The organism is Veillonella seminalis (genome assembly GCF_003992065.1).
In the GTDB taxonomy this organism is placed as follows: domain Bacteria; phylum Bacillota; class Negativicutes; order Veillonellales; family Veillonellaceae; genus Veillonella_A; species Veillonella_A seminalis.
Genome location: NZ_RQUZ01000003.1, coordinates 1 through 13,306, shown reverse-complemented (window position 1 = coordinate 13,306; position 13,306 = coordinate 1). Strand labels below are relative to the sequence as shown.

Sequence of the window (13,306 nt, the reverse complement as noted above, 5' to 3'; positions counted from 1 at the left end):
TCCTTATGCTAAACAATTAATAACCCATTGTTATATAATAAGAAGTTTGTTGAAAGGATTTATTGTGATGAAAGATTCTATCCCATTGTTAAAACGTAACACAACTTATGTATTACCATTATGCCTGTTTATTGTTGATTATTTTATGATTGTATTAGGAATTTCGTTTGCTTATGAAGCGCGAAAGTTATGGATGTTTCCTCCTGTTTCGGATACTTTTAGTATTCGCAGTATTTATATCTATTTAATAGCTCCGGCGTTATTTCTTTTTATGATGTGCTTGTGCCATTGTTATGATATAGCATTGCCGTATTGGGATCGAGTACGGAATTTATTTAAAGCCGTATCATTTAGTGTTATGCTCACAGTATTTCTTATGTATGCAGCAAATGTAGCCGGCGATGTGTCACGTTTATTTATTATCGGGTCGTGGGTATTTACCTTTGTAATGTTATTGTTAGGACGCTATATATTAGAGCGGATACTTATTGCAAAGGGGATACTTAAAATTCCGGTTATTATTATCGGCGCCGGTAAAACAGCGGAACTTGTTTTACAATCCTTTGAGCGGCATCCTATTATGCGTTATGAAATAGTCGGTTTTATTGATGATAATCCGGTTTGTAAAAATCTGACCGATCAATATCCGTTATTGGGAGGTTTTTGCGATATTGATGAAATAGTAGCTAAGACAAAGATTCAACACGTAATCGTGTGTGCACCGGGCTTACCGCCGGACAAATTAATTACCTTAGTTAACCGTTTAGAAATTTTGATCAAAAATGTATCTTTCGTGCCGGAACTAATCGGATTACCGGTAGCGAATGTGTCGGTGCAAGGTTTAATGGAAGAAAATATGCTTCTGGTTAATGTTAAAAATAATTTGGCCAGACCTTATTATCGTTTCTTAAAACGCGTATTTGATACTGTTTTAACGTTAGCCGGTATGATAGTTTTCCTTCCGATAGGACTCATTATTGCCGCTTTTATTTATATTTCTGATCCCGGACCTATTTTATTTGCACATCGACGTGTGGGGCAGCATGGTAAGGAATTCCCTTGCTATAAGTTTCGCTCTATGGTAGTAAATGCTGAAGAAGCTTTACAGGAATATTTAAAAGATAATCCGGAAGCACAGGAAGAATGGAATCGAGATTTTAAATTGAAAAACGATCCTCGTATTACTAAAATCGGTCACTTTTTGCGTAAGACGAGCCTTGATGAATTACCTCAATTACTCAATGTTTTAAAAGGGGAAATGAGTTTAGTAGGACCAAGACCGATTGTTCAGGCTGAAGTAGAGAAATATGGAGAATATATTCAAGACTTTTACTTGGTGCCACCGGGAATCACCGGTGTTTGGCAAGTTAGCGGTCGTAGTGATACAACCTATGATGAACGTGTTCAGATGGATTCGTGGTATGTACATAATTGGTCAGTTTGGATTGACATTGTATATTTAGTAAAAACCGTAACAGCCGTATTACAACGAAAAGGTGCTTATTAATAGAGGAGTGATACGTATGAAATACGATTATTTAATGGTTGGGGCAGGTCCGTTTGGTTCTGTATTTGCACATGAAGCACATAAACGTGGGAAAAAAGTATTAGTCATTGATCGTCGCAATCATATTGGTGGTAATATGTATTGCGAAAATAAAGACGGCATTAATATTCATGTATATGGTGCTCATATTTTCCATACATCGATGAAACATGTATGGGATTATGTGAATCAATTTGCTACTTTTAATAACTATGTAAATTCTCCGGTTGCCAATTATAAGGGTGAAATGTATAACTTGCCATTTAATATGAATACGTTTAGTAAGATGTGGGGCATTTCTACACCGGACGAAGCGAAAGCTATTATCGAAAAACAACGTGCTGTAATTACTGATGCACCTAAAAATTTGGAAGAACAGGCTATTAGTTTAGTTGGCACCGATATTTATGAAAAGCTTATCAAAGGCTATACTGAAAAACAGTGGGGCCGTCCTTGTACAGAAATCCCTTCTTTTATCATTAAACGTTTGCCAGTTCGTTATACTTATGATAATAACTACTTTAATGATCGATATCAGGGGATACCTGAAGGCGGCTATACCAAGTTAATCGAAAATATGTTAGAAGGTATTGAAGTTCGCCTAGGTGTTGATTTTATTAAGAATCGTGAAGAATTATCCGCATTAGCCGATAAGATTATATATACAGGTCCGATTGACGAATATTATAATTATGAGTTCGGTCAATTGGAGTATCGCGGTTTACGTTTTGAAACCGAAAAAATAGAAACAGATAATTATCAAGGGGTAGCGGTAGTTAACTATACAGCCGCCGATGTACCTTATACTCGTGTGATTGAGCATAAACACTTTGAATTCGGTACACAACCTGTTTCTTATGTAACTAAAGAATATCCGGCTGATTGGAAAGTGGGCGATGAGGCATACTATCCTGTGAATAATGAAAAAAATCAGGACTTATATGCTAAATATGCTTTAAAGGCTAAGGAAGAATCTAATGTTATTTTTGGCGGTCGTTTAGCTGAATATGTATATTATGATATGGATAAGGTAATTGCAAGTGCATTGCGTTTAGTAGAAAAGGAATTGAAGTAAGTGGCGATAATAAAAATTTTAGTGGCGGCACATAAATTGTATTGGATGCCAAGTGATTCAGTATATATGCCTATACATGTAGGCAGAGAGGGAAAAGCTGATTTAGGGTATGTTGGTGATAACACCGGTGATAATATATCAGCTAAAAATCCTAACTATTGTGAATTAACAGCTCTTTATTGGGCATGGAAGAACTTAGAGGCGGATTATGTGGGGTTAGTACATTATCGTCGCTATTTTACGAATAAAGAAGTTCGTAATATTGAAGGCAAGAAGCAGCAAGTTTTAACTAGCGGACAATGGCAAACTTTATTAGAGCAATATCCTGTTGTAGTGGCCGATAAACGCCGTTATTATATTGAAAGCAACCGCTCGCATTATAATCATGCTCATCATAGTGAAGGATTAGATGTAACTGAAACTATTATTGCTGAAATGTATCCGGAGTATTCGGAAGCCTTTACAATTGTATGTAATCGCACATGGGCTCATATGTTTAATATGTTTGTTATGCGTCGTGATTTATACAATCAATACTGTGAATGGCTATTTGATATATTGTTTGAACTGGAAAAACGAGTAGATATTTCTGATTATGATCAATATGAATCTCGTATCTTTGGCTTTGTCAGTGAGATTTTATTAGATGTTTGGCTTGAAAAAAATCAGATTAACTATAAAGAGCAAAATGTTTCTTTTATGGAAAAACAAAATTGGCTCAAAAAAGGCGGTAGCTTTTTGAAACGTAAGGTATTTGGAAAGTAAGAAATTAAACACTATTTTAGATTTTAGTAACTTGATTATCGTTGTATGCATGGGAGAAGTATTATATGGAATTTAATGAACCGTTTTTTAGTGTAATTATGCCAGTTTATAATGCTGCACCTTTTTTGCAAAGGGCGATAGAAAGTATATTGGAACAAGAATATACAAATTTTGAATTGATTTTAGTTGATGATCAATCTACAGATAATAGTTATGATATTTGTAAATCTTATTTAAAAAAAGACAATAGAATTAAACTTTATCAGATGCAACGAAATGCCGGGGCTGCAGCGGCAAGAAATTATGCTTTGTCATACGTTGTAGGGAAATATGTAACATTTTGTGATAGTGATGATTATGTTGATAAAGATTTACTTGCAACAGCATATATTCATTTGAGAGAGTGCGATATAGATTGTTTAAAGTATGGTTGTATTGAAGAATATATTAAAAAAGATTCAAATAACCATTTTTTTAAAGTACAAAGTTTATTAACTCGTGAATATAAAGATCGAAACGAAATTGCCAAGCAAATTTTAAAAATGGAGTTAGTGCCATTATTTGGCTATTTATGGAATGGTTTTTATCGTCGTGAAATAATAGAGGAAAATGGACTTGAACTAAATCCTTCATATCGTGTAAATGAAGATTTTGATTTTAACATGCGGTATTTTAGATATGTCAATACATTTAAATGTATTGACTATACAGGCTATCATTATATTAAATTAACAGAGTCTAATAGTTTATCGTCACAAAAGAATGATGACTACTATAATTTACATATAATGAAAATCGAGCGTTTCTTAGCATTTTTTAATGGTTTTGAAAATATGGATGATGAATCTAAAAGTATGTTGTTTTGGATGTATACTCGGTTCGTATATTCTACACTACAACGAGCTATTGAATCAGGTGAAAATATTCAAAAGTTATTAACGTCAATTAGAGATAGTAAAATATATAATTATTTTAAGTGTGTTGAGTTTATAAACATTTCTAAGAAACAGAAATTAATGATATCTTTGTTGCGCGATGAAAAAGGAGTTTTGTTATTGTGGCTTGTACGGATGATTGGATTAATAAAAAGACAATTTCCATTTTTATTTGCAAAAATTAAAGGATAATTAAAATGAATCAAGATTTATTGCCGGTAAAAGTTTTACAAATTGGCATGACTCGGAATATAGGTGGTCTTGAAACATATTTAATGCAGCAATTTGACCATTTAGATAGAAATAAAGTAGTTTATGATTTTGTAAATATTACCAATGAATATGATATTGTCTTTGCCGATAAAATAAGAAATGCCGGATCAAAGATTTTTGGGGTTTGTTCGCGACATAAGAATCCTTTAAATCACTATTGGCAATGGATAAAATTACTTCGTAAAGAATCAAAAAATTATAAGGCAATTGTATTAAATACTAATAGTTTAGAATATATTTTCCCATTATTTCTAGGAAAAATAATGGGAATACCTGTGAGAATTATACACTCTCATAACGGTGGCTTTGAAAATAAGATTGGTCTAATTAGGCGGGTTTTAATAGGCTTCAATCGAATTCTTATGAAGTGGAGTGTAACTGATTACTTTGCTTGTGCTCAATCAGCAGGGCAGTGGATGTTTGGGAATACACAACCATTTACGGTTATCCATAATGCTATTAATATAAAAGATATAGTTTTTAATGATAAAGTAAGACAAATCAAACGCTCTGAGTTAAAATTTGGTGATGAAGACTTTATTGTTGGTCATGTGGGGAGATTTGTGTATCAAAAAGATCACGAATTTTTGATTGATGTATTTAATGAAGTGCATAATAAAAGATCTAAAGCTAAATTATTATTAATAGGTGATTATGTAGGGGATGATACATATTATAAGAATGCGGTCAATCAGGTCAAAAAATTAAAATTAGAAAATGCCGTTTTATTTTTAGGGATACGACATGATGTGGCTGAGTTAATGCAGGCAATGGATTGTTTTGTAATGCCTTCAAGATTTGAAGGCCTTACTGTTGTTGGTGTAGAATCACAAGCCAGCGGATTGCCTTGTTTTTTTTCGGATAATATAACCAAAGAATTAAAGTTAGTAGATGGCTTGTGTTATTTTATCGATAAGAAATTAGAGAAAAAGACTTGGGCAGATATAATATTAAAGAAGAGTGCTGTTACTAGAAGAGATACTTCGAAAGAATTAAGGTTAGCCGGTTATGATATTGATACAGAAGTTAATAAGATAATGAGTTTTTACTTGAAAGAGAAAAAATAAATGGATCTTGAGAAACTAAAATTAATAATTTCAAAACATGATGTTATATCATTTGATGTGTTTGATACTTTGATAAAAAGAAATCTTGGAAGCAATAAAGATGTATTTAGATTGCTAGAGTATAAAGTTAATAAGTTGTTAGGAACATCAAAAAAGATATACGATTCGCGAATTGCGGCTGAGGCTAATGCGAGAAAAAGATGCACTTATCGAGAAGTAAATATCGATGAAATTTATGAAAATTTTGATGATAGTTATATTGAAAGTGAAAAAAATTTAATAAAAAAAATGGAGTTAGAACTTGAATTGCTTGTTTGTACAGCGAATCAAGAACTTCAAGAGATTTATAATTATTGCGTATCTATAGAAAAACCTATTCTCATTATTTCTGATATGTACTTTAGTGCATCAGATATTAATAAAATTTTAGAGAAAAACGATTATTTACATCATAAAATAGTTTACTCTTCGTGCGATGAACGGATTACAAAATGGGAGCAGGGTTTACTATTTAAGAAGGTTTTAGAAAAAGAAAGATTATTACCATCTCAAGTTCTTCATATTGGTAATGACAAAAATGCTGACTTTAAAAAGGCAAAAATGCAAGGATTATCTGCATTTTTGATTGATGAAGGGGAATTATTTCCCACTTATTATGATGAAGAGGGTTTATTTAGTCAGGAAATTTTTACTTACAATTGGATAAATCGGTTTATTAATAATAATATGCCGATTAAAGAAAATGATATTTTTAAAATAGGATATGAGGTTTTTGGTCCATTATTATTAGGTTTTACTAAGTGGTTAGCGCAACAAGTAGAGCAAAAAAAATTAAAAAAAGTTTTCTTTTTTTCACGAGATGGATACATTTTGAAAAAAGCTTTTTCTTTATATTGTCCTAACATAGATTCAAAATATTTTTATATTTCAAGAAAGTCTGTAATAAGGCCGATTTTACAATATGATAAATCTTTTGACGATATGGTGAAACATTATAAATCTTGGGATAAATCTTTTACATTAGAATATGTGTTAGATAGATTTTGCATTACAATTGATGATGTGGTGTTAGACAAATTTAAATTGGCTCGTCAAGATAGATTTAATATTGATACTTTGAAAATTGATCAGCGAGTAGAATCTTTGTTTGATTTTATTAAAGAACAGATATTCAGTGATTCTAAGGCTCAGGCAATACTTATTCAATCATATTTTTATCAAGAGCAATTTTATGGAAATGTTGGTATTATTGACATGGGAGCCGGTTGTAGCATTGAGTTTGCATTAAAATATTATTTAAAACAAGAGAATTTAGATGTAAATCCTTTTTATTTTTATTTGCATTCTGCAATTGAGGAAAATACAACTAGAAATATATTTTTTGACTCAGGCAATAAAACCAAGCAGTATAAGGTCCTATTACGTTTTTGTTATATGTTTTTAGAAATATTTCTCACTGCTCCGCATGGGAGCGTTAAAGGTTATCAAGTTATAGATAATAAAGTGGAACCAATATTAGCTGACTTCGAGTATATTGGAGGAGGGAAAGTTGACGAAAAGTATTATATTCAAGAATTGCAGAGGGGGGCGTTGTCATTTTTTAAATCTAGTATGAATCAATTTATTGATGAAGATATTAGTACCAATATAGCCCTGCAAAACTTTAAAAACTTTGCAATTACACCAACTCTAGAAGATATAAAAATATGGAAAGATTATAGGGTGATTCTTGATGAGTTACGACCATTAATTTTAAGTTCAAAAGCTTCATCTTTTGAAGACTCTATAAATTCTATTAAGAATAGTCCATGGTTATCTGGGGCTATTATAGAGAAAACTAAAAACCGATATTTGATGAAATTGATTTTTAAATTTTACTATTTGTTTAAGAAATATAAATAAATATTATTAAGAGATTGAACTATGAAAATAAATAAGTTGTTTGAAAATATTTTTTCATTGGTAAGTTTAAAAGGTGCAGAATACATATTGAATTTTATATTATTACCTTATTTAGTTCGAGTTTTAGGCGTGGATAAATTTGGTGCGATTGCTTTTATGCAAGGAATAGTTCAGTATTGTATTATAATTGTGGACTATGGCTTTAATATGACTGGCCCTAGGGATATTGCGAGAGCTGGAGAAAAAAATCAAATTGCCGATATTTTTGTTAATATTATGACTTGTAAGGCATTACTTCTTCTTTTAACAGCTTTATTTTCTTTTTTTTCTATTTTTATCATTGATTTTATGGCAATAAAGTTTGATGCTTATTTGTATTGGAGTGTTTTTTTATTAGCATTAGGTAATTTTATTTTCCCTACATGGTTTTTTCAGGGGATTCAACAAATGAGATATATAACAATTGTCAATATAATAGCTAGATTGGCAACTGTTATTTTGTTTTTTTTGTTTGTTCGAAACCCGGATGATTATTTGTTAGCTGCTTTATTTCAGTCAAGTACTTTAATCTTAGCAGGAATACTTTCGTATATAATTATAGCAAGACAATATAGTTTTGTGTTTATAAAGCCAACGTTTAAAGGTGTAATAAAAACTATGAATGATGGTTGGCATATTTTTCTTTCTACTATTGCTATAAACATATATACAACTAGTAATATAGTCTTATTAGGTATTTTTTCTAATGACACTATAGTGGGATATTTTAGTGCGGCCAATAAATTAATAGATAGTATTAAAGGTGTTATGTTTACTGTTAATCAAGCGGTGTATCCTTATGCCAGTAAAAAAATTCAAGAGGGTAAAAATAATTTTTTGAATTTTATAAAAGCTTATGGAAAAGTTTATATCGGTGGCTGTTTGATAGGGAGTATATCTTTGATCTTTTTGGCCCCTTGTGTAGTACAGTTGTTGTTTGGTGAGGGATATCAGTCAAGCGTAGTAATTTTGCGAATATTGGCATTATTACCGTTGGTAATATCAATAAGTAATGTTTTTGGAATTCAAGTTTTGTTGAATTATGGCTATCAAAAGATATTTAGCAATATTCTTGTGTTGGGGGCTATTTTAGATATCATATTAATGTTTTGTATAGCTCCTTATTGGCTGGGTGAGGGGGTTGCTATAATAATGGTAATTGTTGAAGGGGTTATTACATTTGCTATTTTGGGATATGTTTTCAAAAATAATATATTAAAAAAGATTTAATAAAAATTTTCGGAGGTCATGATGCAAAGTGTAAGATTTGGAGTTTTTATTGATACACTAAAAAGTAAGTTTATTTACATCATTCTATTAGCAATTATTTTTTCATTAGGTTTAGTAATTGAAAAAACTTTTTTTACAGATTATGTTCTTCAAAGTACACGCTTTCATACTGAAAAAACTATAAAAATTGAGTATAATCAGCCATTAATGTTTAATAATTCTCTTGATTATGGTACTTTTTTAAAGAGTTATAGTGAAATTGATTTATTCTTAAAACAATCAGAAAATAGATTTGATTATAAAAAAATTAATAGAGATTGGGATAAGTTAACAGAAATTCAGAAAGTTGAATGGTTGCAAAAGCATATTCATGTTGTTGATATTCATTCTGGAGTTATTCAGTATATTTTCTCATTAAGTGCAGATGATGCAAAAGATTATGAATATATAAAATTATATGGAGTTAAATATTTAGACGAATATATTTCTTTTGCTGAGTCGAGGATTGAGAAAATAACTCCGCAAAGCCAATTTAAAGAAATAAGTGCATATACATTAGAACCAAAACTATTAGTAAATGATAAAAGCATAATAATACTAAAGTATGGAATTATAGGTGCTGTTTTAGGAACTATTATTGGAGCGGTGATAGTATTTTTAATTTCGATAAGGAATGAAAAAAATGGTTGATCCAGGATTTTTGTATATTTTATCTGTATTGTTATTGATTTTATCAATAGGTTTAATATATTTTTTTAAAGGGGATGTCCTTCAACCAAGCATTTTAATGAGTACGACTATGATGTTAAGTTCTATATTAGCTGCATTAAACATAGAACGGTGGCAATTACCTTTTTCAATGTCAAGTGTAATAGTATTATTGATGGGGATTCTTGCATTTGCTTGTGGTAACGTTGCTGTTTGTAAGATTGCCTTTTTTAGACAATCCGTACAGCCAGTTTTTACTATTAAATATTATAAAGTTGATAAACTAATTTTCATTGCTTTTTTGATAATGAGTATTTTGGCTATGCTTAGTTTTCGTGAAATCTTTCACTTATCTATATTACTTGGAAATACAGAAGGTGTATTTAATATTATAAAAACTGTAAGGCCAGCTATTGAAGCTGAGCAAGTTTCATTAAGTCGATGGATGAATTATCGACAATATATTGCATTAGCAATTGCTTCAGTATATGTATATGCATTTTTAAGTAACTTAATATTTTTTAAATGGTCAAAATCAAATCTCTTTTTTCTAGTGCCTATTTTAACTTATATTCCTTTTATGATATTTACAACGGGACGCATGGCGATGATGTCATTTGTTATATTTGTTGTAGTAATTGGAATTTTTCTTTATCTAAAAAAGCATCAATTTAAATTTGAGGCAGGTATAAAATCAATCATTATACTTGGCATATTAGGAATTATGGCTGTATCCTTTTTCTTGATAATGGGGTATTTATCTGGAAAAGTAACTAGCAGTACTCGGACACCTTTTATTATTTTATCGCATTATTTAGGTCTATCTGTTCCGGCTTTTGATGTTATATATCATCAGTTACCGGTAGAGAACTCTTTGATTGGTTCTAATTTACTAGTTAGTGTTTATAGGAATCTTAATTTTTTAGGATTTAATTTGCCAGATGTTGAAATATTTTTGCCATTTGTTAATTTTGAAGGTATTGATACTAATGTTTATACGGCAGAATGGCGATATATTAAAGCGTTTGGGGTGGTTGGTATGTTAGGGGTTATGTGGTTATTAGGTGCATTTTATAGTTATTATTATAATTATTTAAAATATAATAATGATATTAAAATTACATCGTTGTTAATATATGCGACGATTTCTTATCCTTTATTTTTATCATCAATTGATGAAAGATTCTTTTTGGACTTATTTGGAACTACGATTATTTATATTGGGGGAGTTCTATGGATAGCTAAAAAAATATTATTAGATAAAATATAAGATAGTTTAAAAGTTACTTAATGGTTTTCTATAGGTTAGTTAACATAACCAAAATTCTGACGTAGTCTTGTTTGCCGTTAGTTTTTCAATTTTTAGGATTGAATATAATGGTGCAATTTATTTTCCATTTGCTGGTGGTTGACTTATATTCTATGTATTATTAGGTTATTTATTATTTAATACTGAGTTAGTGAAAATATATAGATATATAATTTATGGTTTGGGGATTACTTCTTGCCTAATTCGTTATTTTGCAACATATTATTTAAGTATAGAAAATGGAAGTTTAGATAGAACCTTTTTTAGCTATACACAATTCCATACAGTTTTATTAGCTATTGCAATTTTTACATTTATTAAATATTTAAGTCATGATTGGTTAATCCCGTATTCTAAAATACTAAGATATTTATCTTCTTGCAGTTTAGGAATATACTTAACGCATAAATTTTTTATAGATAATTTTTCCGCTTATTTTCATATCCCTGCTGAAGATTTATTTTGGCGTTTGGGTGGTCCTGTTCTAACTTATATAGTCTGTTTATTAGTAGTGTGTTTATTAAAACAAATACCTTATGTACGAAGATTAGTTCCGTGAATTAATATTGCATCTATGTATTATATGTATTTTTTAGGTTCGGTTCAAGAATGATGTAAATTGTTGAAAAAATAAGAACAGATTAACATAGAAGAGTTATAAAAATTGGTAAAATTTCATTTATACATAGTCAATATAACTCTTTTTCAATTTAAGGTAAAATTATGAAATATTCTATTATGATTCCCGGCGGCTCTGGTTTTATCGGCTCGAATTTTGTGTTTCATATGTTAAAGAAATACTCGGATTATCGCATCATTTGTGTAGATAAATTAACGTATGCCGGTAATTTATCTACCTTGGCAAGTGTAATGGAGAATCCTAACTTTAGATTTGTTAAAGCAGATATCTGTGATAGAGAAGCCATCAATCAGTTGTTTGAAGAAGAACATCCGGATATAGTCGTAAACTTTGCTGCTGAATCTCATGTTGATCGATCAATCGATAATCCCGGCGTTTTTTTAGAAACAAACATTATGGGACCATCAGTCTTGATGGATGCATGTCTCAAATATGGTATCAAACGTTATCATCAAGTTTCGACCGATGAGGTATATGGAGATTTGCCATTGGAAAGACCGGATTTGCTGTTTACGGAAACAACGCCATTACAACCAAGTTCTCCGTACAGTAGTTCAAAAGCGGCAGCTGATTTATTAGTGTTGTCATATTTTAGAACGTATGGTCTTCCGGTGACGATTTCTCGTTGCTCTAATAATTATGGGGCTTATCAATTTCCGGAGAAGTTGATTCCGCTTATGATTGTTAATGCATTGTATAATAAATCGCTACCGGTATATGGTGATGGTGAAAATATTCGCGATTGGTTATATGTAAAGGATCACTGCAAGGCCATTGATTTGATTATTCATAAGGGCCGTGAGGGACAAGTCTATAATGTTGGTGGTCATAATGAAATGGCTAATATTGACATCGTAAAACTGATTTGCAAAGAGTTAGGTAAATCTGAAGACTTAATTGCCTATGTAGCGGATCGTAAGGGCCATGATTTGCGCTATGCTATTGATTCGACAAAGATTTATACTGAGCTCGGGTGGCTACCGGAAACGCAGTTTGCCAACGGCATTAAAAAAACAATACAATGGTATTTAGATAACCGCCAATGGTGGGAAGATATTATCAGTGGAGTATAGTGTATTGATGGAAGGATGAACTTGTTTTGTATAAGTATTTAAAGTCACCGGTAGCAATAAAAATAGCATTTGTAGGCTTGTTGGTTGGTATTTTTATATTAATGTTCAAATTAAATAGTTTAACCGGATTTGTGGTTGATGATTATTTGAAATACGGTACAGCCGTTAATATTTACTCGGTGGGTGATATGTATCAAGCATTAGAGAATTATTACCTTACTTGGAGTGGTCGCGTATGGGGTGAATTTTTTTCGTTATTATTTTTGAGTATGCCAAAATCAGTTTTTAATGTGGCTAATTCGTTAATTTATGTTGTGCTACTTTTATTGGTTTATGCACATATAACGAAGCTTAAGTATTGGTCCTTGCCAATACTAATCTACATTAACTTTTCCATTTGGGTATTTTTACCGGCTTTTGGTCAGGATATTCTGTGGTTAACCGGTGCCGGTAATTATCTATGGACGATTATTATTCCGTTAATTTTCATGTTATTTTATAGATTAAATGATGGCAATAGTGAAACTTTCAGAAATTATTTTTTGTATTTGGTTATATTTATCTTGGGAATTTTCTCCGGTTGGGCTAATGAAAACTTTTCAGTAGGAATAATCGGATTTATTCTAGTAAATTGCAATATGAAATTGAACACTTTTAAAAACCCAGTAACTTATTAACTTCTTCAATGAATACTTCTTGTGGTGTCCGGTAATTTAGAATTTTGCGTGGCAGTGCATTACACCA

General features: G+C 30.9%; 10 protein-coding genes and 2 pseudogenes. 11 read left to right on the top strand and 1 reads right to left on the bottom strand.

Going from position 1 to position 13,306, the window contains the following annotated elements; genetic code table 11:
• The first annotated feature begins 67 nt into the window (after positions 1-67).
• The 11 genes and pseudogenes from EO126_RS02565 to EO126_RS02515 all read left to right on the top strand — a co-directional run.
• Positions 68-1,507 carry a sugar transferase gene (locus tag EO126_RS02565; RefSeq protein WP_127007396.1) on the top strand — a complete coding sequence of 480 codons (1,440 nt, stop codon included), beginning with the start codon at positions 68-70 and terminating at the stop codon, positions 1,505-1,507.
• A gap of 16 nt (positions 1,508-1,523) precedes the next feature.
• Entirely contained in the window at positions 1,524-2,621 is a 1,098-nt protein-coding gene (gene glf / locus EO126_RS02560) for a UDP-galactopyranose mutase (RefSeq protein WP_127007394.1), read from the top strand.
• Entirely contained in the window at positions 2,622-3,386 is a 765-nt protein-coding gene (locus EO126_RS02555; RefSeq protein ID WP_225723660.1) for a DUF4422 domain-containing protein, read from the top strand.
• Positions 3,387-3,451: 65 nt separating this feature from the next.
• Complete coding sequence (locus EO126_RS02550) at positions 3,452-4,513, top strand: glycosyltransferase family 2 protein (protein ID WP_127007392.1); 1,062 nt, start codon at positions 3,452-3,454, stop codon at positions 4,511-4,513.
• 5 nt (positions 4,514-4,518) lie between these two features.
• Positions 4,519-5,661: a glycosyltransferase gene (locus EO126_RS02545; protein WP_127007390.1), complete on the top strand. Its 1,143-nt coding sequence runs from the start codon at positions 4,519-4,521 to the stop codon at positions 5,659-5,661.
• On the top strand, positions 5,662-7,563 hold the full coding sequence (locus tag EO126_RS02540) for an HAD family hydrolase (RefSeq protein WP_127007388.1): 1,902 nt from the start codon (positions 5,662-5,664) through the stop codon (positions 7,561-7,563).
• 21 nt (positions 7,564-7,584) lie between these two features.
• A complete protein-coding gene (locus tag EO126_RS02535) occupies positions 7,585-8,832 on the top strand; it encodes a flippase (protein ID WP_127007386.1) in 1,248 nt (415 codons plus the stop codon).
• Positions 8,833-8,850: 18 nt separating this feature from the next.
• On the top strand, positions 8,851-9,522 hold the full coding sequence (locus EO126_RS02530) for a hypothetical protein (protein ID WP_127007384.1): 672 nt from the start codon (positions 8,851-8,853) through the stop codon (positions 9,520-9,522).
• Positions 9,515-10,810 (top strand): O-antigen polymerase, encoded by a 1,296-nt coding sequence (locus EO126_RS02525; RefSeq protein ID WP_164726692.1) that lies wholly within the window; start codon positions 9,515-9,517, stop codon positions 10,808-10,810. Before EO126_RS02530 ends, EO126_RS02525 begins: the two co-directional genes overlap by 8 nt.
• A gap of 762 nt (positions 10,811-11,572) precedes the next feature.
• Positions 11,573-12,562, top strand: coding sequence for a dTDP-glucose 4,6-dehydratase (gene rfbB / locus EO126_RS02520; RefSeq protein WP_127007380.1), 990 nt, complete (start codon positions 11,573-11,575; stop codon positions 12,560-12,562).
• Between the two features lie 101 nt (positions 12,563-12,663).
• Positions 12,664-13,134 (top strand): annotated as a pseudogene (locus tag EO126_RS02515) (DUF6056 family protein); the annotation flags it as partial.
• A gap of 51 nt (positions 13,135-13,185) precedes the next feature.
• Here the strand turns inward: EO126_RS02515 and EO126_RS11175 are convergent.
• Positions 13,186-13,306: pseudogene (locus EO126_RS11175) on the bottom strand (IS30 family transposase); the annotation flags it as partial.

Coding starts and splice junctions, on each gene's coding strand:
- EO126_RS02565 (WP_127007396.1), top strand. CDS start 68: ATGAAAGATTCTATCCCATTGTTAAAACGTAACACAACTTATGTATTA.
- glf (WP_127007394.1), top strand. CDS start 1,524: ATGAAATACGATTATTTAATGGTTGGGGCAGGTCCGTTTGGTTCTGTA.
- EO126_RS02550 (WP_127007392.1), top strand. CDS start 3,452: ATGGAATTTAATGAACCGTTTTTTAGTGTAATTATGCCAGTTTATAAT.
- EO126_RS02545 (WP_127007390.1), top strand. CDS start 4,519: ATGAATCAAGATTTATTGCCGGTAAAAGTTTTACAAATTGGCATGACT.
- EO126_RS02540 (WP_127007388.1), top strand. CDS start 5,662: ATGGATCTTGAGAAACTAAAATTAATAATTTCAAAACATGATGTTATA.
- EO126_RS02535 (WP_127007386.1), top strand. CDS start 7,585: ATGAAAATAAATAAGTTGTTTGAAAATATTTTTTCATTGGTAAGTTTA.
- EO126_RS02530 (WP_127007384.1), top strand. CDS start 8,851: ATGATGCAAAGTGTAAGATTTGGAGTTTTTATTGATACACTAAAAAGT.
- EO126_RS02525 (WP_164726692.1), top strand. CDS start 9,515: ATGGTTGATCCAGGATTTTTGTATATTTTATCTGTATTGTTATTGATT.
- rfbB (WP_127007380.1), top strand. CDS start 11,573: ATGAAATATTCTATTATGATTCCCGGCGGCTCTGGTTTTATCGGCTCG.